Below are 21,566 nucleotides of genomic sequence, written 5' to 3'. Positions count from 1 at the left end.
CCGCAACGGGGCGGCCTGAGACCGGCACCATGCGCGATCTGGGCACCGTGGACATTCTGGTCATCGGCGGCGGCGTCAACGGCGCCGGCATCGCCCGCGATGCCGTGGGCCGGGGCCTGTCCGTCGTCCTGTGCGAAAAGGACGATCTGGCGGAGGGCACCAGTTCGCGCTCGGGCAAGCTGGTCCATGGCGGCCTGCGTTATCTGGAATATTACGAGTTCCGCCTGGTCCGCGAAGCCTTGCGGGAGCGCGAGGTGCTGCTGCGCGCCGCGCCCCACATCATCTGGCCGATGCGCTTCGTCCTGCCCCATTCGCCCGAGCAGCGGCCGGCCTGGCTGATCCGGCTCGGGCTGTTCCTCTACGATCATCTCGGCGGCCGCCGGAAGCTGCCGGGCACCCGCAGCCTCGACCTGCGCACGGCGCCCGAAGGGGCGCCGATCCAGGACCGCTATCCCAGGGGCTTCGAATATTCCGACTGCTGGGTGGACGACGCCCGGCTGGTCGTCCTCAACGCCCTCGACGCCGCCGAGCGCGGCGCAACGATCCTCACCCGCACCGCCGCGGTCTCGGCGACGCGCGACGGCGATCTCTGGCGGGCGACTTTGCGCGGCGAGGACGGCGCGGACTGCAGCGTCGCCGCACGCGGCCTCGTCAACGCCGCCGGTCCCTGGGTCGACGCGGTGCTCGCCAATGTCATCCGCGCCAACGCCACCCGGCGGGTACGGCTGGTCAAGGGCAGCCACATCGTCACCCCGAAATTCTGGGACGGACCCCAAGCCTATCTCTTCCAGAACACCGACAAGCGGGTGATCTTCGTCAATCCCTATCAGGGCGACAAGGCGCTGATCGGCACCACCGACCTCGCCTATCGGGGCGATGCCGGCGACGTCGCGGTGGAGGAGAGCGAGATCGCCTACCTTCTCGACGCGGTGAACCGCTATGTGAAGACGCCCCTGACCCGCGCCGACGTCCTCCACGCCTTCTCCGGTGTGCGCCCGCTCCTGGAGGACGACGCCGACAATCCCTCGGCGGTGACCCGCGACTATGTCTTCGACATCGACACGGCGGACGGCGCGACACCGATGCTGTCCATCTTCGGCGGCAAGATCACCACCTACCGCGAGCTCGCCGAGCGCGGGCTCGACCGGCTGAAGCCGTTCTTCCCCGCCATGGGTCCCGCCTGGACCCACGACGCGCCGCTGCCGGGCGGCGACATGGCCGATGCCGATTTCGCGGTCTTCGAGGCCGGGCTGCGCGCCCGCTATCCGTGGCTGCCCGCCGCCCTCGCCCATCATTATGCCCGGCTCTACGGAACCCGGACGAGCGTGCTGCTGGCCTCCGCGACGCGCCTGTCCGATCTCGGCCGACATTTCGGCGGCCATCTCTACGCCCGCGAGATCGACTATCTGGTCAGAACCGAATGGGCGAAGACGGCGGAGGACATTCTCGACCGGCGGACCAAGCACGGCCTCGACCTCACGAAGGACGAACGCCGGGCTGTGCGCGACCATCTTGCTGCCGAGCACGGGGACGCGGCTCCGGACACGGCCGGACTGCTGCTTCGCGACGAGACGATGGGAAAAGCCATTGACTGATCGCCCACCCCCCGAGCCCGGCGGCGCGACCGTGGACGCTATCGCCGCCCTTCGGCGCCTCTCGCGCGACATCGGGCGCGACCGCACCCTGACCCAGGCCGCCGGCGGCAACACCTCGCTGAAGCAAGACGGCATCCTCTGGGTGAAGGCGTCCGGCACGTGGCTCGCCGAGGCGGAAACCCGCGACATCTTCGTACCGGTGCGGATCGCCCCGCTTCTGGAGGCCCTGCGCACCGGCGATGCCCGCGCCGAGAAGGCCACCGACTTCGTCGCCTCGGAGCTGTCGGACAGCGCCCTGCGGCCGTCCATCGAGACGGCGGTTCACGCCGCCATGCCCCAGCCGGTCGTCCTGCACGTCCATTGCGTCAACACCATCGCCCGGGCCGCCCTCGACGATGGCGAGGCCCGCATCACCCGGCGGCTCACCGAGGCCGGACTGGCCGGGCGCTTCGCCTATATCCCCTATTGCCGGCCGGGCGTTCCCCTGGCCCGGCAGATCGCCCGCATCGCCTCCGAGCGGATCGACATCGTCGTCCTCGGCAATCACGGGCTCATCGTCGCCGGTACCGACATCGCCGATGCCGCCCGCCGCCTCGATGTTGTCGTCGCCGCCCTGGCGATCCCGCCACGCCCGACGTCCGAGTTGTCCGAGACGGCCGCCCTGTCCGAGCTGGCTGCGGGGACGCCCTATCGCCTGCCGGGCGACGCGACAGCCCATCATCTGGCCCGCGACCCGGATTCCTTTCGCGTCGCTCGCGCCGGGCCGCTCTATCCCGACCACGTCATCTTTCTCGGCGAGATGGTCGCAACCGTCACCCCCAAGAAAGCTGCCATGGCGGAGTTCCTGGCCTCCTGGCAGGCCGCCCCCGGCGACGCGCCGAGCCTGCTGCTGGTGCAAGGTGCCGGCGTTCTCGTGCACGAACGGCTCACCGCCGGCGGCGAAGCGCTGGTCGGCTGCCTCGTCGACGTCGCCGCCCGCATCCCCGCCGATGCCGCCCTGAACCCGCTCACCACCGACGACATCCACCATCTCACCCACTGGGAAGCCGAAACCTACCGGCAGACCCTCGACCGGCCGGGCGCTGCCGCACCGGGTCCCGGCGCCGCATGAGCGAGCCGCCCGTTGCCCTCGGCATCGATGTCGGCACGTCCGGCGTCCGCGTCGCCGCCCTCGATGCGGCGGGCGACATGGTCGCCGGCGAAGCCCAGCCCTTCGCGCCGGAGGCCGACCGCGCCGCACCCGACATCTGGTGGCAGGCCACCGCCACCTGCCTCGACCGCCTGCGCTCCGCGATCTCCTTCGAGGCCATCACCGGCCTTGCGGTCGACGGCACCTCCGGCACGATGCTGGGGCTCGACGCCGATGGTGCGCCGGTCGGCCGGGCGATCATGTACAATGTCCCCTGCCCGGATGCGGCGATCGTCGCCGCCATCGACACCGCCGCACCGTCCGACAGCCCGGCCCGCGGCGCCAATTCGGCGCTCGCCCGCGCCATCGCGCTGATGCGCCGGCCGGGCGTCGTCCGCGTGCTGCACCAGGCCGACTGGATCGCCGCAAGGATCGCCGGCTTCACTGGCGTCAGCGACACCAACAACGCCCTGAAGACCGGCTACGACCCGGTCGCCGAAACATGGCCCGACTGGATCGAAGCTGCCGGCATGCCCGTTGCGGCGCTGCCCCCGGTGGTCGCACCCGGCACCCCGGTGCGCCGGCTCGGCAGGGCCGCCTCCGAACGCTTCGGCCTGCCGCCTGACGCGTTCCTCCATGCCGGCACCACCGACGGCTGCGCCTCCTTCCTGGCGACCGGCGCAAGCGCGCCCGGCGACGCCGTCACCGCGCTCGGCTCGACCCTCGTCCTGAAACTCTTCTGCGACCGGCCGATCAGCGCGCCGCAATACGGCATCTACAGCCACCGCCTCGGCGATCTCTGGCTCGTCGGCGGCGCCTCCAACTCGGGCGGCGCCGTGCTGCGGCACTTCTTCGCCGATGCCGATCTGGCCCGGCTGACGGCGCAGCTTGCCCCGGACCGGCCGACCGGGCTCGACTATTATCCGCTGCTGACGCCCGGCGAGCGCTTCCCCGTCAACGACCCGGCCTTCGCCCCGCGCCTGACACCGCGCCCGCAGGACGATACGATTTTCCTGCAGGGGCTCCTCGAAGGCATCGCGCGGATCGAGACGATGGGTTATCGCAAGCTCGACGCACTCGGCGCTCCGCCGCTTCGCAGTGTCCGCTCGGTGGGCGGCGGCGCCGTCAACATGGCCTGGACTCAGATCCGCCGGGCCATGCTGGGCGTGCCCTTCCTGCCGGCGCGGGCATCGGATGCGGCGGCGGGCACGGCCCGTCTCGCCCTCGGCAGGAACGCCCTCCCATGACCGGTCACGCCATGCAGTTCGACAGACTTCGCGACATCGCCGAAAGCTACGACGCCTTCTTCCTCGACCAGTTCGGCGTCGTCCATGACGGCACCGCGGCCTATCCCGGCGCGCCCGAGGCGGTTGCAGCACTGGCCGGCCTCGGCAAACCGGTGCTGTTCGTCACCAATTCCGGCCGGCCGGCGGCCTTCAACGAGGACCGCCTTGCCCGTCTCGGCATCGCGCGCAGCCTCTATCTCGCCTGCGTCACCTCCGGCGACGTCGCCATCGGTCTGTGCGAAGACGGCACCATCGCGCTGCCTCAGGACCGCGAGATCCGCTGCCTGACCCTGTCGAGCCCCGGCGACACCAATCTGTCCGACCGGCTCGGCTGCCGCGCCGTCGAGGCGGCCGAGGACGCCGATCTGGTGGTCATCGCCGGCAGCCAGGCCGACCGCATCGCCATGGCCGATTACAAGGACCGCATGCGCCCCGCCGCCAGCCGCGGCGTGCCCTGCATCTGCACCAATCCCGACCGCCAGATGCTGACGCCGCAGGGCCTGGTGCCGGCCGCCGGCGCGATCGCCGACCTCTATGCAGCGCTCGGCGGCGAAGTGACCTTCGTCGGCAAGCCCTATGGCGAGATCTACGCCGCGGCCCATGCGCTGATCGCCGACATCCCGCCGTCACGCATCCTCTGCGTCGGCGACAGCGTCGACCACGACATGGCCGGCGCCGCGTCCTTCGGGGCAGCCAAGGCGCTGGTGCGCACCGGCATCCTCGCCAGCGCCGACGACGAGACGGTCGCCGCCCGGATCGCCGCGGAAGGCGTCACCGTCGACCACCATCTCGCCAGCCTGCAATGGTGAGCCGGCGATAGCGCCGCGCCCCTCGCATCGCGGCGAAAGACGCATCTCAGCCGGCGATGGCATCGCGCGATTGCAGGCCGTAGCTGCCGAACCCCTCCAGCACCTCGGCGATCTCGGCATCGCTGAGGATCACCGGACCGCCCGGCAGCAGCAGGCTGTGATGATATTGCTGGGCCAGCGTCTCCAGCTCGACCATCCGCCACATCGCCTTGTCGAGATCGCTGCCGATGGTGATGGCGCCGTGATTGGCGAGCAGGCACCCCGTCCGCCCGTCCAGCGCCGCCAGCGCTTCGCGGGACAGCTCTTCCGTGCCGTAGCGCGCATAGCCCGAGCATTTCACGTCGGTGCCGCCGAACACGGCGACCATGTAGTGGCAGGCAGGGATCGCGCGGCGGGTCATCGCCAGCGTCGTGGCGAAGATCGGATGGGCATGGACGACGGCGCCGGCATCCGGCCGCGCGCGCAGGATGTCGCGGTGAAAGCGCCATTCGGTCGACGGCTTCAGCGGCCCCGACCAGTCCGACCCGTCCCCCTCCAGCGGCACCGAGACGATCATCTCCGGCGTCAGCGCCTCATAGGGCGTCGCGCTCGGCGTCAGCAGCATCGCATCGCTATGGCGCGCCGAGATGTTGCCCGACGTGCCCTGATTAATCCCGTTGCGGTTCATCTCCAGGCACAGATCGATGATCTGCTGCCGCACCGCCCGTTCGCTGTCGCGCATTGCCCCCTCCCTCTCGATTGTCGCCCGCTACCCGGCACCAGAGCCGGGCTAACCGCCCTCACCCGGCGGCGTTCTCCGCCAGGATCGCCCGCGCCGTCACCTCGTCGGTCACCAGCCCGTCCAGGAATCCGCTGCGCAGCAGCGCCAGGATCGGCGACACCTTGTCCGCCCCGCCGGCCAGCGCCACGACCCGCGAGGCCCGCAGATGGTCCAGAGTCGGCGACAGCGCCCGGGCGCTGACGGCCTCCGCCACCGGCTGCCCTTCGGCGTTGAAATAGTGGCCGAGCAATTCGCCGACCGCCTTGCCCGCGCGAATCTCGCCGATCTCGTCCGAGCCCACCAGGCTGGCGGTGAACAGGAACGCGTCCTCGGTCACGTCGCCGATGCCGGCGAAGACCAGCGGCGCCGAACAGGCGAGGTCGAAGACTTCCCCGACGCCCGGCTGGCTCAGCAGCACCGCCTTGTCCTCGGCCGTGTTGGCGAAGGTCGGCAGCGGAATCTGGAAGGCCTCCGCGCCGGTCTTTTCCGCCAGCCGGTGGATCACGTCGTAGGGATTGGCGGCAAAGCGCCGGGTGAAACCGCCGAGCACCGAGACGAAGCGCGTGCGCCCGGTCGCCACCGCCGGCATGGCGTCGACCGCCGCCGCCAGGGTGCGGCCATGGCCGACGCCGATCAGCGCGTGTTCGCCGCGCTCGATCTCGTTCTTCAGGAAATTCGCGCCGGCGATCCCCAGCACCCGCAGCGGCAGCGCCGTCTCCTCGCCGAGATCCGGCGCCACGCTGCAGAATTCGAGCCCGAAGCGCTGCCGGATCGTCTCCTCCAGCTCGAGGCATTCGGCCACTTCCGCATCGACGAAGACCCGAACCAGCCCGTCGCGATTGGCGCGGGCGATCAGCCGATGCGCCTTGATGCTGGTGACGCCGAGCCGCTTGGCGATCTGGCCCTGGGTCATCCCGCCGGAAAAATACAGCCAGGCGGCCCGCGCCGCGAGACCGGCCTCCCCGTATTCGTCATGGCGGTGTGGCGCGTCGTTCGGCACGGCAGTCTCCCGGTTCCGCGGACATCGCCGCACGCCATTCCACGGATCACGCAGCGTCGCTGGAGCTATCCACCGCCGCCGCACGCCCGGCAACCCTCGGCCTCCGGCGCCTGCCGCCGACTGCACAGAATCCTAGAGGCGCGCCCGCAGAATTGCAAAATATTGCGTCACGTGCATAGATTTTCATGCCGCTGCGAAAACCGCTGGCGGCTGCGGGCATACGAGACGCTCATGGCCTTCACCCTCTCGATCAGCACCAATCCGCTGGTCAATCGCTATGCCGAGCCCGAGGATCTGATGACGGTCGTCGCCGACGAGATCGGCATCGGCCATCTTCAACTCACCCATGAATTCCTCAACCCGTCCTGGCCTGCCGGCACGCTCCGGCCGCTCGTCGCCCGCATGGCCACTGCGGCGGCCGCCAATGGCGTCTCCGTCACCTCCCTGATGACCGGCCCCTATGGGCGCCTCAACCATTTCGGCCATCCCGACCCGGGCGTGCGCGCCTATACCATCGCCTGGTTCAAGACCCTCGCCGACATCGCCGCCGATCTCGGTTGCCCGGCCATCGGCACACAATTCGCCATCATGACCTACCGGGATTTCGACGATCCCGACCGCCGCGAGGCCCTCATGCGGGCCGCCCTCGACGGCTGGGCCGATGTCGCCGCCCATGCCGCCGGACGCGGCCTGACCTGGATGTTCTGGGAGCCGATGTCCGTCGGCCGCGAATTCGGCCACACGCTCGACGCCTGCGCCGCGCTTCAAAGCCGCATCGCGGCGGCCGGCCTGCCGATCCCGCTCAGACCGATGATCGACATCGACCATGGCGACGTGACCTCCCCCGACCCGGCCGACACCGATCCCTATGCCTGGGCCGAACGCTTCGCCGCCGCCTCGCCCATCGTCCACGTCAAGCAGAGCTCCATGGACAAGGGCGGCCACTGGCCCTTCACCGCAGCCCACAACGCCAATGGCCGCATCACGCCGGAGCGGCTTCTGGCCAGCCTGCGCGCCGGCGGCGGGCAGGACAACGAACTCTGCCTCGAACTCGCCTTCCGCGAGCGCGAACCCACTGACCGCCAGGTCGTGGCCGCCCTCGCCGAATCCGTCGCCCACTGGGCCCCCTATGCGGACACCGGCCTTGCAGGCGCCGCAAAAGATCGCGTCCCGTCGCGCGCCTGACCGGCAGGCCGCCTGCCCGATTTCCCCCTTGCGCTCGCCGCCGCCGCCACGGGCGATCGGCCGTACATGAGCCGCCGCGCGGGCGCCCCCGCGTCACGCCAGGTCCCGCCCCTGCCGGCAGGGGCGCCACCACCTGTCGGAGCGCCCATCTCGTGGACTTTCCGAAGGGCCGCTCCATAAGTAACTGACCAATGACGCGAAACGGAGCTCGATCGACCATGTCAGGCATGCGACCGCAGGAACGCCTCTGGATTTTCCCGAAGGTCAATCGCCCGGTCTTCCTCGTCTCCGCCCTGCTGATCGTCGCCTTCATCGTCTTCGGCGCCATCTTCAGCGATTTCGCCAACACGATCTTCACCGGCGTCCAGGGCTGGCTGACCGGCTATCTCGGCTGGGCGATGATCGTCCTCGTCAATGTGCTGCTGGTCTTCGTCGTCTTCCTGGCGCTCGGACCCTTCGGCGACGTCCGCCTCGGCCGTTCGGACGAAAGCCCGGAATATTCGCTGTTCTCCTGGACCTCCATGCTGTTCAGCGCCGGCATCGGCATCGGCCTCATCTACTGGGGCGTCGCCGAGCCGATGTACCATTTCTTCGCCCCGCCGAACGCCGAACCGGAAACCGTCGCCGCCGCCCAGGAGGCGATGGCCATCAGCTTCATGCACTGGGGCTTCCACGCCTGGGCGATCTATGCGGTCGTCGCGCTCGCTCTGGCCTATTTCCACTTCCGCAAGGGCCTGCCGCTGGCGATCCGCTCGGCCCTGTTCCCGCTGATCGGCGACCGGATCTACGGCCGCTGGGGCGACCTCGTCGACATCATCGCCGTCTTCGGAACGATGTTCGGCATCGTCACCTCGCTTGGCCTCGGCGCCATCCAGGTCAATACCGGCCTCACCCAGCTCTTCGGCGTGCCCGAGCATGTCGGCGTCCAGATCGCCATCATCGCAGCCATCACCGCCATGGCCACCATTTCGGTGGTCGCCGGCCTCGACGGCGGCATCAAGCGCCTGTCCAACATCAACATCGTCCTGACGCTGCTCTTCCTCGCCTTCATGGTGATCGTCGGGCCGACCCTGTTCATCCTCGACAGTTTCGTCGGCAATTACGGCTATTACATCAGCCGGCTGATCCCGCTGGGCACCTGGACCGAGAGCTGGCGCGGCGGCAACGCGGCCGGCGACTGGCAGAACAGCTGGACCATCTTCTACTGGGCTTGGTGGATCAGCTGGGCGCCCTTCGTCGGCGTCTTCGTCGCGCGCATCAGCCGCGGCCGCACGGTGCGCGAGTTCATCGTCGGCGTGATGTTCCTGCCCTGCACGATCATGTTCTTCTGGTTCACCGCCTTCGGCGGCACCGCCATCTCGATCTCGCTGACCGGCGATCCGGCGCTGATCGAGGCGACCAGGGAGAATTACGCGAACACCATGTTCGTGCTCCTCGACTACTTCCCCTATTCCGGCGTCACGTCGCTCTTCGCGACGGTGCTGATCGTCATGTGGTTCGTGACCTCGTCCGATTCGGGCAGCTTCGTGATCGACATGCTGACTGCCGGCGGCGATCCCAATCCGCCGAAGATCCAGCGCATCTTCTGGGCGGTCTCGGAGGGCGCGGTCGCCTCCGTGCTGCTCCTCGCCGGCGGCCTGGGCGCCCTGCAGGCGGCGGCCGTCATCGCCGGCTTCCCCTTCGCTGTGGTGCTGTGCCTGATCGCCTGGGGCCTGATGCGTGCCCTGCGCTGGGACGACCTCATGGTCCACCGCCACCGCCAGCGCTTCCGCAGCGATGCCGAGGCCGAGCACAACATGGGCACCGAAGCCCACGACGCCTATGCCGAGCTCCCCTCCGCCGGCGAACCCGACGCCCCGCCGCCATCCTCCGCCGTGCCAGCGGAGTGATGGGCGAAGGTCGCGGGACGTCATCGTCCGGCTGCTAAGACAGGTGGGAGTGCCACGCGCACCCCCACCTGTCGGCGCTCGGACTGTCTGCCGTCAGTGCGACCCGCTGGGCGGACCGCCAGACGGCATAGCGTTTGGACGGCCGCGACTCAAAACGCCGCCACCAGTCGAATTCACTTGGGAAAGTTACGCGGGAAGAATGGTAGCGGGAGAGGGACTTGAACCCCCGACACGCGGATTATGATTCCGCTGCTCTAACCAGCTGAGCTACCCCGCCACGGAGCGGATCGTCGCAACGACCGCTCGGAACGAGGGCGGATATAGGAGAGGGCGCGGACGCCTGTCAATGCCTTCGCTGAGCTTTCGCCCAGGAAGCCGCGATGCGGTGGCGCCGGGCCCCTCGGGCCGCAGGTTTCCACGCCCTGCGGCGCGCTTGGCCGTGCCCGACTTGCGAGGCGTCCGCCGCTTCGCTAGGTCGAAGCCATGTCAGCTGAGGTCCATGCCATGTCGCCAAGAATCGCCGTCGTCGGATGCGGGCAATGGGGCCAGAACCATATCCGCACCCTGGCCGAGATCGGCGTGCTGGCCGCCGTCGCCGACCGCACCCCGGACCGCGCCGCAGCCTTCGGCGAGCAATACGGCGTTCCCGCGCTCGCGCCCGACGCCGCCATCGCCTCCCCGGACATCGACGCCCTCGTCCTGGCCCTGCCCGCCTCGGTGCATGGCGTCACCGCCCGCGCCGCCTTTGCCGCCGGCAAGGACGTCCTGATCGAAAAGCCGATCGCCCTCGACCCGGCCGATGCCGAACGCACAGCTGCCGCGGCGCGCGAGGCCGGACGGCTCTTGATGGTCGGCCATGTCCTGCGCTTCAACCCGGTGTTCCGCGCGCTCTGCGACGAGGTCGCCGCCGGCCGCATCGGCACGCTGCGCCACATGATCTCCACCCGCATGGGCCTCGGCCGATTCCTCGGCATGGACGTGGTCTGGGACCTCGCCCCGCACGATCTGTCGATGGTGCTGCATCTGGCCGGCGCCCATCCGGTGGATGTCTCCTGCCGCCGCCGCACGGTGCTCAGCGACGAGACCGACATTGCCGACATCGTCATGGACTTTCCCGGCGGCATCGGCGCCGAGATCCACGTGTCGCGTGTCTCGCCCTATCGCGACCGGCGCTTCTCGGTGATCGGCACCAGGGGCATGCTGACCTTCGACGATCTGGCGCCGGAAGGGCAGAAGCTCGCCTTCTACGCCCACACGGTGTGGCGCACGGACAATGCCTTCGCCTTCGAGAACGCCCCGGCGCAATATCTGGAGACCGAGCCGGGCATGCCGCTCGATCGCGAGTTGCGGCATTTCATCGAGTGCATCGGCACGCGGGCCGAGCCCGAGACCGGCGCCGACGAAGCCGTCGAGACGGTGAGGATTCTGTCCCTCGCCTCGCCGCTGGCGCGCACGCCCGGCTGACTGGGAAGATGATGGCCGGCGGGGAAACCTGTCGGTCCTTCGCCCGCCTGAGCGCCTGCCTGCGTGATCGCGCCTATTCGGCGGCCAGCACCGGTGCGGCGCGCTGCGCCCTCTGCGGCCGGTCGGTCACGCTGATCACGCCGCCGCCCAGCACTTCGGCGCCGACGCCCTCGCCGCGATAAAAGACGCAGGCCTGCCCCGGCGCGACGCCGTCCTCGCCCGAGGCCAGTTCCACCGTCCAGACGCCGTTCTCGACTTGGATGCGCGCCGGTGCCGGCGGCCGGGTCGAGCGCACCCGCACGAAGATTTCCTCGTCAGCCGCTGCCATGTCCGCCGGATCGGTGCGGCCCAGCCAGTTGACGTCGCGCAGGGTCAGGCGGCGCGTCGCCAGCGCCTCGCGCGGGCCGACGACGACCTGCGCCGTCGCCGGGTCCAGCGCCACCACATAGAGCGGGTCGGCCGCGGCGATGCCGAGCCCCCGGCGCTGGCCGATCGTGTAATGCACGATGCCGGCGTGGCGGCCCAGATGCCGGCCGTCCAGATGGACGATGTCGCCGGGCTCGCTGGCTTCCGGCCGCAGCTTGCGGATGACGTCGCTGTAGCGGCCCTTGGCCACGAAGCAGATGTCCTGGCTGTCGGGCTTGGCCGCGACGACGAGCCCGTGCCGCTCGGCCAGCTCACGCGTCTGCGGCTTGGTCAGCCCGCCCAGCGGGAAACGCAGGAAGTCGAGCTGCTCCTGGGTGGTGCCATAGAGAAAATAGCTCTGGTCGCGGTCGAGATCGGCCGGCCGGTAGAGGCTGCGATGGGCGCCGTTCTGGCGGCTCTCGATATAATGGCCGGTCGCCAGCGCGTCGGCGCCCAGATCCTGCGCCGTCGCCAGGAGATCGCGGAACTTGACGGTCTGGTTGCAGGCCACGCACGGGATCGGCGTCTCGCCGGCCAGATAGCTGGCGGCGAACGGATTGATCACCGCCTTGCGGAACCGGTCCTCGTAGTCGAGCACGTAATGGTGGATGCCCAGCGTCTCGGCGACGCGGCGGGCATCGTGGATGTCCTGGCCGGCGCAGCACGAGCCGGCGCGCCGGGCCCCCTCGCCCGCATCGTAGAGCTGCAGCGTGATGCCGACGACGTCGTAGCCCTGCTCCTTGAGGATCGCGGCCACGACGGAGGAATCGACACCGCCCGACATGGCGACGACGACGCGCGTGTCGGCGGGTGGCTTCGGCAGATCGAGACTGTTCGACATCGGCCACTCCGGCAGCGTGTTCGAATGGACGGGATGCGGGGTACGGGAATGCCCGCTTCTACCCGCAGGCGGGGACCGAATGCAAAATCCCTGTGGCGGCAGCATGACGGCGCGCCTGACTCGCCGCGCCTGAAAAACTTCGCCGCGGCCGTCGTTTTCCGCCTGCGCGGGGCGTGGATCAGGGCTTGCGGCGGGACAATACGGGTTTTCCGAGGCGACTTTTCGCGCGCTCAGGGCGAAAAAGCCGGGATTCGCAGACAGTTGGCCAATTGCTTCAAACTGTTATCGAAACCTTACGCGACGCTTGACGGATTTTTTAGGAGCGGCGTTCTAGGTTGGGGCTCGATTAGGTCTTGAGTGTTGTAGAGAGTACAATGACCGATCAGGTTAGACCACGCGTTAAGTACGTCATTGGCCCCGACGGCAGCCCGTTGACGATTGCCGACCTGCCGCCATCCAACACCAGACGTTGGGTCATCCGCCGCAAGGCCGAGGTCGTTGCCGCCGTGCGCGGTGGCCTCCTCAGTCTCGATGAAGCCTGCTCGCGGTACACGTTGACCGTCGAGGAGTTCGTCTCCTGGCAGATGTCCATCGACCAGCACGGGCTTGCCGGACTGCGCACCACGCAGATCCAGGAATACCGCAAGAAATCCGACCTTCACTGACGGTCGGATCGGGCCCCGCCTCGTGCGGGGCTCTCAGCGCCCGGCTCCAGCCGGCCGCAATCGATTCATCCGCGGCCGGCTCACGGGCCCGTGCCGTCGCCGATCGAATCGCCGGAAATCCCGTGCGCACGAATCCGCCGGTCCGATTCCCGCTCCCCTCCCCTTGCGCTTTCCGCCCGCCTGTTTGCCGGCCGTTCGCCTGAGTGCGCCCGCCTGTCGCGGCGCCGGCGCGTGGCCGATCCCCGATACGGAAAATGCCAGGCCCGCCGATCTGGCGTCCTGGCACTGAGATCACGCGGCCTGTCGAAAACCGGGCCGGCCGATCACCGCCCCCGTCGCCGCGCGGCGCCAGGGGCTGAGTGAAAGATTGCCGGCGCGGTTCGCGCCGACCGGTCGCTTGTCAGCCGACGGCTTCGCGGCGATCGTCGTCGCCGTCGCGCTGTCCGTCGCGCATCTCCAGCTTCTCCGCATGCAGCAATTCGGCCTCGGCCTCTTCCAGCGCCAGCTTCGCGGCGTTGATCTGGGTCCGCAGGTCCTGGACCGAATTGGTCAGGTTGTCGCGGCGCGAGCGCGCCGCCTTGGCGAAGGTCGGATAGGCGAAATGGGTGATATCGGTAATCCCCGCCTTCTTTTCCTCGTTCGAAATCTGATGATCGAGTTCGGCCGCCATCCGGGCGAACTCCCCCATCATCAGTTCGAGCTGCTCGAGCTGACGACGCTTCTCGCTGACCTTGAAACGCGTCAGTCGCACCAGGTTGTCACGCTTCATCACTCAAACTCCAGATGACGGGCTCCGTCTGACGGCCCGGAAAAGATGCGGCGGACGGTTTTGGGCAAGCCTCGTGGGCTATGCGTTTAACCGTCTGTTTACGCGCACCATTAATCATAGGGGTGAGGATTTAAGGCTGGGTAAACCGAACGCACCGACTTTGGCAGATCGCCCGAACAGGCGGAACACCGGGGTCAGACCAAGGCAAACCAGGTCTTTCATCGAACGACGGATGCCCGCGACCCGACCGACCGATCGGATTGTGAGCATTTGTTAACCACTTCGTGCCACTTTTGGGCCGAACTTTAGACAAACCGGGGCCATGCCGTTTACCCGAATCGGCAGGGCTGGGCTAAGAGGATTTTCTGATGCGCGTTCTTTTGATCGAAGATGACAGCGCGGTCGCGCAGAGCATCGAGCTCATGCTCAAGTCAGAGAGCTTCAACGTCTATACGACCGATCTTGGCGAAGAAGGCGTCGACCTCGGCAAGCTCTACGACTACGACCTCATCCTTCTCGATCTGAACCTGCCGGACATGTCGGGCTATGAAGTCCTGCGCACCCTGCGCCTGTCCAAGGTGAAGACGCCGATCCTGATCCTCTCCGGCATGGCGGGTATCGAGGACAAGGTGCGCGGCCTCGGCTTCGGCGCCGACGACTACATGACCAAGCCGTTCCACAAGGACGAGCTGGTCGCCCGCATCCACGCCATCGTCCGCCGCTCCAAGGGCCATGCCCAGTCGGTCATCAACACCGGCGACCTGACGGTCAATCTGGATGCCAAGACGGTCGAAGTGAACGGCCAGCGCGTGCATCTGACCGGCAAGGAATACGCCATGCTGGAGCTGCTCTCGCTGCGCAAGGGCACCACCCTCACCAAGGAAATGTTCCTCAACCACCTCTATGGCGGCATGGACGAGCCCGAGCTGAAGATCATCGACGTCTTCATCTGCAAGCTGCGCAAGAAGCTGGCGACGGCCACCGAGGGCAAGAACTACATCGAGACGGTCTGGGGCCGCGGCTACGTGCTGCGCGAGCCGGAAGTCGCCCGCGGCGCCGCCTGATCGCGCGCCCGGCTTTCTGATCGCGTCCCCGATCTTTCGGGACCTGTCTTCCAAACGGCCTGCCCGGTTCCCCGCGGCGGGCCGTTTGGCATTCGGGCCTGGCTGTTTTCGAGCTGGTTGTCGAGGATGGCCGACGCCATGCGCGGCCACCCCCCGCAGCCGCAGCTCACGCGGCGGAGGCCGAGGCGCCTTCCGCGCTGGTGCCGGCGGACTGGACGAAGGGCGTCAGCCAGCCTTCCAGCGCGCTGCGATCGAATGGCTTGTAGATATAGTCGGTGACGCCGGCCCGGCGCAGGCGCGTCATCAGGCCGAGATTGGATTCCACGATCGAGGCGAGGATCACGGTCGGCCGGCCCTCCGCCTCGGCGCGCAGATGGCGGACCAGCTCGACGCCGGCCGGATCTTCCGCCGACGCCGCGACGATCACGATCTCCGGCAGGCCGTTGGCGGCGACCCACGCCTTGGCCTCGTCGCCCGAGGCGACCCCTTCCACCGTCAGTCCCATCTGGAACAGGATGCGCGACGCCACCTTCCGGATCACCGGAGCCGGATCGACGATCAGACAGCTCTGCATGGGTGCTCACCTTTCCTGACGGGGCCCGGACAATCCGTCCGGAACACCTTCGTGGTGGATCAGTCCTAGCGCAGCATCTTTGCTGTTTCGTTCAGGAACAGGGGTAACATTACCTAAACGGCGCGTCTGTCAGGCCACCGTGAACAGAACCGAGCCCTCGGTCTTCTCATGCGCGACGGTCAGGCCGGATTCCTGCGCCAGGAACAGCGTGTAATAGGGCTGGATCGTCTGGGCATCCATCGCCTCCTGGGCCACGTCGCCGTTGAGCAGGGCCATCAGCCGCGGCTGGATGCGAATGCGGTCGCCGGTGGCGCGCACCGTGGCGCGCGGCGGATCGATCGATTCGATCACCACCTTGATCTCCCCGCCCCGGCTGATCGAGGCGTTGGCCAGGACGATGAGGTTGAGGATGATCTTGACGAAATTCTTGGCCACGTAGCCCGGCTCGCCCTCCCAGACGATCGCCGCCTTCTCGTGGTTCATGTAGCCGTTGGCCACAGTCTTGGCGTCGTTCAGGTCGATCGTCGCGGTCTGCGAGCCGGCGGCGCCGAAGGCGATGCGGGCGAACTGCAGCTTGGCGACGGCCGATTTCAGCGAATGGCGGACCAGTTCCATCGATTCGGGATCGTTCGGCATGTCGTCCAGCAGTTCCAGGCCACTCTGGATTCCGAACACCGGCGAGATGATGTCGTGGCACAGCTTGCTGGACAACAGCGCGGCGAGATCCGCAGCCGACAGTTCGGGAAGGGTTGTCATGCAGGAGGTTCCGTTCGATCGAGCCATGGGGAGCCGACGGCGAATCAGCCGTCTCGCTTTGGCACAAAGCATGGGTTCCTGCCCGGAATCCGTCAACCGAGCCGCGTGATCGTGCCGCCGCGACACGCACTTTGCGGGCGTTAGGCGATTGGAAAGCATGTTTTGGTCAAATGCCGGATATCGCGTCGCAAGCGGGTACCGGGTCGGTCGCCGATCGCCCGTGCCCGCCCTGTCGAAAGGAACCGAACATGAATGCCATTACAGGGGCGGTCCGCAGTCTCCTCTTCGCTGCCGCCACCGCATTCCTCGTCGCAGGCTTCGGCGCTGCATCTCCCGCTCACGCCCAGGCCGGCACCAGCGGCTACAACACCGACGAGGTCATCGCCACCGGCCATAAATTCTTCGGCACCACCTCCGGCAGCCTCGCCCAGGTCGTCGAGCAGGCCTTCAAGAAGTTCGGCCTGCCGAACGGCTACATCCTCGGCGAGGAAGCCGCCGGCGCCTTCTTCGGCGGCCTGCGCTTCGGCGAGGGCACGCTCTTCACCAAGAATGCCGGCGAGCACCGCATCTTCTGGCAGGGCCCCTCGCTCGGCTTCGATGTCGGCGGCGATGGCGCCCGCACCATGATGCTGGTCTACGACCTGCCCTCGGTGGAAGCCGTCTATGGCCGCTTCGGCGGCGTGTCGGGCAGTGCCTATCTGGTCGGCGGCCTCGGCATGACGGTGCTGACCCGCGACAACATCGTGCTGGTGCCGATCAAGACCGGCGTCGGCGCCCGTCTCGGCGTCAATCTCGGCTATCTCAAGCTGACCCCGATGCCGACCTGGAATCCCTTCTGAGCCCATCACCGCGCGGCGGCCGGTCAGCCCGGCCGCCGCAAGCGTTGCCCGATGACCATACCGGACCGTGAATCGCGCACCGAAAAGCCCGGGCCTCGGCCCCTATTGTCGCTTCGTGCGTTATAAGGGTATCCGAAAGCCCCCAGCGTAGGTCCCCATGATCGCCTCCGGCCTGATATTCCTGTTCGGCTTTTTGGCCGCTGCCCTGATCGCCCTGCTCGTGTCGCCGATCGTCTGGCGCCGCGCCAAGCGACTGGCCCGTCGCGAGTTCGAGGCGACGATTCCCGTCAGCGCCAACGAGATTCGCGCCAGCTACGACCATGTCCGCGCCCAGGCCGCCATGGAATCCCGGCGCCGCGAGATGGAGGCGCATGCCGTCCGCGAGAAGGCCGCGCTGGAGCGCGCCGAGGCCGGCCGCGTCGCGGTCGAGAACGCCGATCTGCGCGGTCGCAACCGCGTCCTCACCGAGACAGTCGCCCAGAACGTCGCCGATCTGAAGGAGCTCTCCGCGGCCCTGGAGGCCCGCGAGCAGGACTATCGCAAGCTCGAGGAAGAGCTGCGCGAGACAATTCACGACCTCGACCTGCGCACCGAGGAGATGAACGCCCTTTCCGATCGCTTCCGCGACCTGACCGGCATCGCCGAGGACCGCAAGCTGAGCATCGTGTCGCTGGAGACCCGGCTGGAAGAAGCCCAGGACGAGGTCCGCTCGCAGGAGCGCATCGGCCGCGAGCGCGACAATGCGATCGACCGCCTGCGCAGCCAGGTCGGTCCTCGACGCAGCTGCAGAAGAAAAGGCGACCGCCCGCAAGCTCGAGGAAAAGATCATCCGCCTCACCGCGCGCCTTGCCGACCAGGACGAGCGCCTGTCGCTGCACGCCGGCGGCCGGACAGTCTCGACGACGCGGCTGACACCGTTCTGCCGCAGGCGACCCGGTCGCACGACACATCCCCGGACGACATCGACCGGGCTTCGGTCGTGGCTGCCGCTGCCCCGGTCAGCGCCGAGGCCGTGCGCCGCCAGCTGGAAGAACATCTCGACCTGCCGGCCCATCCGCTGGGCGAGGACGACGACGAGGAAGCCCTGCGCGAACGCATCAGCGACATCGCCGCACGGGTGATCCACCTGACCGGCAAGGCCGAAGGCCCCGATTCCGTCATCGAGCGCATTCTGGCTGCCGACGATTCCGGCCAGACCGGCACCGCCGAGAGCGGGCGCCCGACGCTGGCCGGTCGGGTCCGGCGCCTGCGCGCCGAGGAATCGAAGACCAGCGGACAGGCCGCCGAGTAGCTCGCGCCTGCAAGCGCATCACCGCCTGAAAGACCAGCCGCCCCGCGCGCCGCCGATCCACCATCCGGCATCTCGGCCCTTGGCCCTTGGCGCCCCGCTAAGCCGCCGTGCCCTCTCCGGCAAACAACCGGTGCAGGACGATCGCCGCCGAGGTCGCGACATTCAGGCTGTCGAGCCCCGGCGCCATCTCGATCCGCACGGTCTCGACCGCGCGCATCAGGTCCGGCGACAGCCCCTGCCCTTCGGCGCCGAGGCACAGCGCCGTGCGCCCCGCCGTCACCAGCCCGGCCAGCGGCGTCTCGCCGGCCGGCGACAGCGCGAGGACGCGGTAGCCCGCCGCCCGGCACGCCGCGACGAGGCTTTCGCCCGTCCCCTCCCGGCACCAGGGCACCGTCAGGGCCGTGCCCACCGACACCCGCAGCGCCTTGCGGTAGAGCGGATGGCAACTGGTCGTGTCGCAGAGCACCGCACCGGCGCCGAACGCCGCCGCATTGCGGAAGATCGCACCGAGATTGTCGTGGTTGGAGAGGCCGACGGCGATGATGATCGGCCGCCCCCCGGCCGCGGCGATGGTGTCCGCCGCCGACGGCCGTGCTCCGCGCTCCGCCCCATGGGCCAGCACGCCGCGATGCACGGCAAAGCCGGCAATGCCGTCGAACACCGCCTGGTCCGCCACATGGATGGGCGCATCGCCCGGAAACCGCGCCAGCCGCTCGGCCAGTCCGGCCAGCCTGTTGCGCAGGATCAGCAGCGATGTCGGCCGGAAGCGCCGCGACACCAGAAGCTGGTCGAGCACCACCGTGCCCTCGGCGATGAAGCCCTCACGGCCGACGAGATCGCGGTCGCGCACATTGCGAAACGGCTCGACCCGCGGATCGGACGGGTCGTCGATGGCGATGGTGGAAAGCGAAACCGGCATGGGAGGCGTCTGACCAGTCGGAAAGGAGCGCAACAGCGCCCGGGGCGGATGGCGTATCGCCGTTCGCCGCATCGGGCAAACCGGCAGGCCGCATCGCCGGCATCAGTCCGGCAGTTCGAACTGCGATGTGCCCGAGGCCTTCTCCATCTCAAAGGTCACCCGCGTTTCCTTCCACTCCTCATAGGGCGCGTCCGGGGCACGCAACGGCAGGCAGCGCTTCATCGCCCTGACCGCCGCGTCCCGCAGCGTCCGTTCGACGGCATTCGCCGGCACGTAGTCGGTGCTGGCCTTCACGAGATCTGCGTCGGGCGCGAGTTGCAGGACGAAGGTGATGGGCCGGACCGAGGTGGCCTTCTGTGCCGACGGCGAGGTCCAGCACCGCTTCACCTGCGCCTCGATGCTGGCGACCGGCTTCTGGGCCGAGGCGACCGTCGTGGTGAGGCACAGGGCGAGTGCCAGTGTGAGAATCTTCCGGCCCATGGCTGCGGACAATCGGTTTTCCCCGTTGCGATGACGATACAGACAGCGTCCTACCACGCCGCCGCCCACGTCAGCGAGCGACGAACTGGCGCGCCCGGACACGAGAGCGGGAAGCGCCGGCCAGATCGATCAAGCCCTGAACAAGCAAGGCGCCGGTCAGCACCCGGAAACGTCAAACGCCGCTCGGCCACCGATAATGCTGCAAGGAAAATGTTTGTAGATTGGAAACCGGCAAACACTGCAACCACCCGACAGGGGGAGTGGTACGCCCAAGGGGAATCGAACCCCTGTTTGCGCCGTGAGAGGGCAAACCCTGCGGCGCAGGCCTTCCCCGGCTGACGCAGGTGACGTGCATAACACCCTGTTATGCATGGCTTCAGGCCGCCGCCGGTGCTATCATCGTCAGACACCTCACCCGCGTCTCTGTGGGACGGTCTGTGGGATGATAGGGACAAGCGATGCCTTCTGCAGAAACTGACACACCCGCCAAGCGGGCGCGCCTCGCACCCCGCAAGAACCCATACTGGACCGGCGTCGGTGGCGGACGCGGCGGCGTCAGCCTGGGCTATCGCAAATCGGCATCCGGTCCCGGCGTTTGGATCGGAAAGGTTGTGATCGACGGCCGGCGCGTTGAAGGCCGTATTGGCCCGGGCGACGACAAAGGCGCCGATGCGGGAATGACGTTCCGCGCCGCTGTCGCCGAGACCCTAGCCTGGAGCCGCCAGCAATACGAAGCCATCGCCGCCGCCACAGATGCCGGCGGTTCACACACGGCACCGACGGTCAGATCGGCGATCGCGGCGTATACAGCGGCGCGGATCCGACGCAACGCGAAGGATGGCACCGGCGCACAGCGCAGGCTGGCGCGGCATGTTCTTTCAGACAAGAGGCTCGCCGACTTGCCCTTGCAGAAGCTGCGCGCTTCAACGATCGAAGCCTGGCGCGACCGTCTTCCCATCGCCGAGCCGGACGCCGAGAAAATCAGCAGCGACAGCCGGCCGTCTATCAGCCCTTCGACGGTCAACCGGCTCCTGAACGACTTCCGTGCGGCCCTGAACGCTGCAGCCGAAAAGCACCGGCGCGAACTGCCCGCCCATTTGCCCGGCGAGATCCGGGTCGGAACGAAGGCGATGCCGGCGCAGTCGAATGCCCGAAAGCAATTCCTCACCGACGACGAAGTTGCCGCACTGATCGATGCGGCGTTCGCCGTGGACGAAGATGGCGACTTCGGCCGGCTCGTTCTCATGCTGGCGGCAACCGGCGCCCGATACTCTCAGGTTGCCGATATTCGTGTCGCCGATCTCCAGGTCACGAACGGCCGCGTAATGGTCCCGCGATCGAAGAAGGGAAAGAAGGCCGCGACGGTCGGCAGGATTGCGGTTCCGCTATCCTCGGAGACGATCGCACGGCTCCGCCCCGCCTTGGACGGTAGGCCCCTCGATGAGGCGCTTCTTACCCGCCGGCATATGAAGCAAGTCGCGGGCGCGGAATGGGAGCGCGTCGGCCGGCGCTCGTGGAAAGATAGCGAGATGGCCCGGCCCTGGGCCGCAACGAGAAAGGCTGCCGGCTTGTCGGCCAGCGTCGTCCCCTACTCCCTTCGCCACACATCCATCCTGAGAGGACTGCGTGCCGGACTGCCTGTGCGGCTTGTCGCCAGCCTCCACGATACCAGCGTGGCAATGATCGAGGCGCACTACAGCGCCTACATTGTCGATGCCAGCGAGGAACTGGCGCGCCGGGCAATGCTGACGATGGGGAGCGGGCCGGCGTTTGCCGAGGCGGCCGAATGACTGGACCAGTCGATACAGAGCCAACTCGCGATGACGACGGCATTGAAGATATACCG

The 21,566-nt window shown here is 68.1% G+C and carries 20 protein-coding genes and 1 tRNA gene; 12 read left to right on the top strand and 9 right to left on the bottom strand.

The window, feature by feature from the left end; translation table 11 throughout:
• Nucleotides 1-29: 29 nt before the first annotated feature.
• The 4 genes from SI859A1_RS05340 to SI859A1_RS05325 are packed head-to-tail and all read left to right on the top strand — an operon-like array spanning nucleotide 30 to nucleotide 4,819.
• Entirely contained in the window at nucleotides 30-1,595 is a 1,566-nt protein-coding gene (locus SI859A1_RS05340) for a glycerol-3-phosphate dehydrogenase (RefSeq protein ID WP_009208822.1), read from the top strand.
• A complete protein-coding gene (locus SI859A1_RS05335; protein WP_244400912.1) occupies nucleotides 1,588-2,706 on the top strand; it encodes a class II aldolase/adducin family protein in 1,119 nt (372 codons plus the stop codon). The genes SI859A1_RS05340 and SI859A1_RS05335 overlap by 8 nt, the downstream gene beginning before the upstream one ends.
• Nucleotides 2,703-3,971: an FGGY-family carbohydrate kinase gene (locus tag SI859A1_RS05330; protein WP_009208821.1), complete on the top strand. Its 1,269-nt coding sequence runs from the start codon at nucleotides 2,703-2,705 to the stop codon at nucleotides 3,969-3,971. Before SI859A1_RS05335 ends, SI859A1_RS05330 begins: the two co-directional genes overlap by 4 nt.
• Complete coding sequence (locus tag SI859A1_RS05325; protein WP_009208820.1) at nucleotides 3,968-4,819, top strand: TIGR01459 family HAD-type hydrolase; 852 nt, start codon at nucleotides 3,968-3,970, stop codon at nucleotides 4,817-4,819. Before SI859A1_RS05330 ends, SI859A1_RS05325 begins: the two co-directional genes overlap by 4 nt.
• A 46-nt stretch (nucleotides 4,820-4,865) precedes the next feature.
• On the opposite strand, the gene SI859A1_RS05320 is transcribed toward SI859A1_RS05325, so the two are convergent.
• Both SI859A1_RS05320 and SI859A1_RS05315 read right to left on the bottom strand, forming a co-directional pair.
• Entirely contained in the window at nucleotides 4,866-5,540 is a 675-nt protein-coding gene (locus SI859A1_RS05320) for a class II aldolase/adducin family protein (protein ID WP_009208819.1), read from the bottom strand.
• 58 nt (nucleotides 5,541-5,598) lie between these two features.
• Nucleotides 5,599-6,492 (bottom strand): sugar-binding transcriptional regulator, encoded by an 894-nt coding sequence (locus SI859A1_RS05315; RefSeq protein ID WP_009208818.1) that lies wholly within the window; start codon nucleotides 6,490-6,492, stop codon nucleotides 5,599-5,601.
• Between the two features lie 318 nt (nucleotides 6,493-6,810).
• On the opposite strand from SI859A1_RS05315, the gene SI859A1_RS05310 reads away from it, so the two are divergent.
• Both SI859A1_RS05310 and SI859A1_RS05305 read left to right on the top strand, forming a co-directional pair.
• Nucleotides 6,811-7,764: a sugar phosphate isomerase/epimerase family protein gene (locus SI859A1_RS05310; RefSeq protein ID WP_009208817.1), complete on the top strand. Its 954-nt coding sequence runs from the start codon at nucleotides 6,811-6,813 to the stop codon at nucleotides 7,762-7,764.
• Nucleotides 7,765-7,982: 218 nt separating this feature from the next.
• Entirely contained in the window at nucleotides 7,983-9,653 is a 1,671-nt protein-coding gene (locus SI859A1_RS05305; RefSeq protein ID WP_040325346.1) for a BCCT family transporter, read from the top strand.
• A 200-nt stretch (nucleotides 9,654-9,853) separates the two neighbouring features.
• On the opposite strand, the gene SI859A1_RS05300 is transcribed toward SI859A1_RS05305, so the two are convergent.
• A tRNA-Met gene (locus tag SI859A1_RS05300) sits at nucleotides 9,854-9,930 on the bottom strand.
• 227 nt (nucleotides 9,931-10,157) lie between these two features.
• Here SI859A1_RS05300 and SI859A1_RS05295 point away from each other — a divergent pair.
• A complete protein-coding gene (locus tag SI859A1_RS05295) occupies nucleotides 10,158-11,117 on the top strand; it encodes a Gfo/Idh/MocA family protein (RefSeq protein WP_040325344.1) in 960 nt (319 codons plus the stop codon).
• Nucleotides 11,118-11,190: 73 nt separating this feature from the next.
• On the opposite strand, the gene mnmA is transcribed toward SI859A1_RS05295, so the two are convergent.
• Nucleotides 11,191-12,363, bottom strand: coding sequence for a tRNA 2-thiouridine(34) synthase MnmA (gene mnmA, locus SI859A1_RS05290; RefSeq protein WP_040325342.1), 1,173 nt, complete (start codon nucleotides 12,361-12,363; stop codon nucleotides 11,191-11,193).
• 374 nt (nucleotides 12,364-12,737) lie between these two features.
• On the opposite strand from mnmA, the gene sciP reads away from it, so the two are divergent.
• Nucleotides 12,738-13,028 (top strand): CtrA inhibitor SciP, encoded by a 291-nt coding sequence (gene sciP, locus SI859A1_RS05285; RefSeq protein ID WP_024348827.1) that lies wholly within the window; start codon nucleotides 12,738-12,740, stop codon nucleotides 13,026-13,028.
• A gap of 400 nt (nucleotides 13,029-13,428) precedes the next feature.
• Here sciP and SI859A1_RS05280 read toward each other — a convergent pair whose 3' ends face one another.
• Nucleotides 13,429-13,797: a flagellar export protein FliJ gene (locus SI859A1_RS05280; RefSeq protein WP_040325340.1), complete on the bottom strand. Its 369-nt coding sequence runs from the start codon at nucleotides 13,795-13,797 to the stop codon at nucleotides 13,429-13,431.
• Between the two features lie 368 nt (nucleotides 13,798-14,165).
• Between SI859A1_RS05280 and ctrA the strand changes: the two genes are divergently transcribed.
• Nucleotides 14,166-14,861, top strand: a complete 696-nt coding sequence (gene ctrA, locus SI859A1_RS05275) for a response regulator transcription factor CtrA (RefSeq protein ID WP_009208810.1) — start codon at nucleotides 14,166-14,168, stop codon at nucleotides 14,859-14,861.
• 166 nt (nucleotides 14,862-15,027) lie between these two features.
• Here ctrA and SI859A1_RS05270 read toward each other — a convergent pair whose 3' ends face one another.
• Together SI859A1_RS05270 and chpT are read right to left on the bottom strand one after the other, a co-directional pair.
• Entirely contained in the window at nucleotides 15,028-15,435 is a 408-nt protein-coding gene (locus SI859A1_RS05270; protein ID WP_050767443.1) for a response regulator, read from the bottom strand.
• Nucleotides 15,436-15,564: 129 nt separating this feature from the next.
• Nucleotides 15,565-16,191, bottom strand: coding sequence for a histidine phosphotransferase ChpT (gene chpT, locus SI859A1_RS05265; protein ID WP_009208808.1), 627 nt, complete (start codon nucleotides 16,189-16,191; stop codon nucleotides 15,565-15,567).
• Nucleotides 16,192-16,439: 248 nt separating this feature from the next.
• Here chpT and SI859A1_RS05260 point away from each other — a divergent pair, with 248 nt between their 5' ends.
• Both SI859A1_RS05260 and SI859A1_RS05255 read left to right on the top strand, forming a co-directional pair.
• Entirely contained in the window at nucleotides 16,440-17,030 is a 591-nt protein-coding gene (locus SI859A1_RS05260) for a DUF1134 domain-containing protein (protein ID WP_009208807.1), read from the top strand.
• A 157-nt stretch (nucleotides 17,031-17,187) separates the two neighbouring features.
• On the top strand, nucleotides 17,188-18,321 hold the full coding sequence (locus SI859A1_RS05255) for a hypothetical protein (protein WP_009208806.1): 1,134 nt from the start codon (nucleotides 17,188-17,190) through the stop codon (nucleotides 18,319-18,321).
• A gap of 97 nt (nucleotides 18,322-18,418) precedes the next feature.
• Here the strand turns inward: SI859A1_RS05255 and SI859A1_RS05250 are convergent, their stop codons facing one another.
• Both SI859A1_RS05250 and SI859A1_RS05245 read right to left on the bottom strand, forming a co-directional pair.
• Entirely contained in the window at nucleotides 18,419-19,240 is an 822-nt protein-coding gene (locus SI859A1_RS05250; protein ID WP_040325338.1) for a TrmH family RNA methyltransferase, read from the bottom strand.
• Between the two features lie 102 nt (nucleotides 19,241-19,342).
• The gene (locus tag SI859A1_RS05245) at nucleotides 19,343-19,732 is read right to left on the bottom strand and encodes a cell envelope integrity protein TolA (protein ID WP_148233746.1); all 390 of its coding nucleotides are present in this window, start codon (nucleotides 19,730-19,732) and stop codon (nucleotides 19,343-19,345) included.
• Nucleotides 19,733-20,178: 446 nt separating this feature from the next.
• Between SI859A1_RS05245 and SI859A1_RS05240 the strand changes: the two genes are divergently transcribed.
• Nucleotides 20,179-21,510 carry a tyrosine-type recombinase/integrase gene (locus tag SI859A1_RS05240; RefSeq protein WP_009208804.1) on the top strand — a complete coding sequence of 444 codons (1,332 nt, stop codon included), beginning with the start codon at nucleotides 20,179-20,181 and terminating at the stop codon, nucleotides 21,508-21,510.
• The last annotated feature ends 56 nt before the right edge of the window (nucleotides 21,511-21,566 follow it).

The organism is Aurantimonas manganoxydans SI85-9A1 (assembly GCF_000153465.1).
GTDB classification, from domain to species: Bacteria; Pseudomonadota; Alphaproteobacteria; order Rhizobiales; family Rhizobiaceae; genus Aurantimonas; species Aurantimonas manganoxydans.
This window is presented reverse-complemented; position numbering and strand designations above follow the sequence as displayed.

Bases quoted from the DNA above. Each gene is read 5' to 3' on its own strand.
- SI859A1_RS05340 (WP_009208822.1), top strand. From the start codon at position 30: ATGCGCGATCTGGGCACCGTGGACATTCTGGTCATCGGCGGCGGCGTC.
- SI859A1_RS05330 (WP_009208821.1), top strand. From the start codon at position 2,703: ATGAGCGAGCCGCCCGTTGCCCTCGGCATCGATGTCGGCACGTCCGGC.
- SI859A1_RS05325 (WP_009208820.1), top strand. From the start codon at position 3,968: ATGACCGGTCACGCCATGCAGTTCGACAGACTTCGCGACATCGCCGAA.
- SI859A1_RS05320 (WP_009208819.1), bottom strand. From the start codon at position 5,540: ATGCGCGACAGCGAACGGGCGGTGCGGCAGCAGATCATCGATCTGTGC.
- SI859A1_RS05315 (WP_009208818.1), bottom strand. From the start codon at position 6,492: ATGACCCAGGGCCAGATCGCCAAGCGGCTCGGCGTCACCAGCATCAAG.
- SI859A1_RS05310 (WP_009208817.1), top strand. From the start codon at position 6,811: ATGGCCTTCACCCTCTCGATCAGCACCAATCCGCTGGTCAATCGCTAT.
- SI859A1_RS05305 (WP_040325346.1), top strand. From the start codon at position 7,983: ATGTCAGGCATGCGACCGCAGGAACGCCTCTGGATTTTCCCGAAGGTC.
- SI859A1_RS05295 (WP_040325344.1), top strand. From the start codon at position 10,158: ATGTCGCCAAGAATCGCCGTCGTCGGATGCGGGCAATGGGGCCAGAAC.
- mnmA (WP_040325342.1), bottom strand. From the start codon at position 12,363: ATGTCGAACAGTCTCGATCTGCCGAAGCCACCCGCCGACACGCGCGTC.
- sciP (WP_024348827.1), top strand. From the start codon at position 12,738: ATGACCGATCAGGTTAGACCACGCGTTAAGTACGTCATTGGCCCCGAC.
- SI859A1_RS05280 (WP_040325340.1), bottom strand. From the start codon at position 13,797: ATGAAGCGTGACAACCTGGTGCGACTGACGCGTTTCAAGGTCAGCGAG.
- ctrA (WP_009208810.1), top strand. From the start codon at position 14,166: ATGCGCGTTCTTTTGATCGAAGATGACAGCGCGGTCGCGCAGAGCATC.
- SI859A1_RS05270 (WP_050767443.1), bottom strand. From the start codon at position 15,435: ATGCAGAGCTGTCTGATCGTCGATCCGGCTCCGGTGATCCGGAAGGTG.
- chpT (WP_009208808.1), bottom strand. From the start codon at position 16,191: ATGACAACCCTTCCCGAACTGTCGGCTGCGGATCTCGCCGCGCTGTTG.
- SI859A1_RS05260 (WP_009208807.1), top strand. From the start codon at position 16,440: ATGAATGCCATTACAGGGGCGGTCCGCAGTCTCCTCTTCGCTGCCGCC.
- SI859A1_RS05255 (WP_009208806.1), top strand. From the start codon at position 17,188: ATGATCGCCTCCGGCCTGATATTCCTGTTCGGCTTTTTGGCCGCTGCC.
- SI859A1_RS05250 (WP_040325338.1), bottom strand. From the start codon at position 19,240: ATGCCGGTTTCGCTTTCCACCATCGCCATCGACGACCCGTCCGATCCG.
- SI859A1_RS05240 (WP_009208804.1), top strand. From the start codon at position 20,179: ATGCCTTCTGCAGAAACTGACACACCCGCCAAGCGGGCGCGCCTCGCA.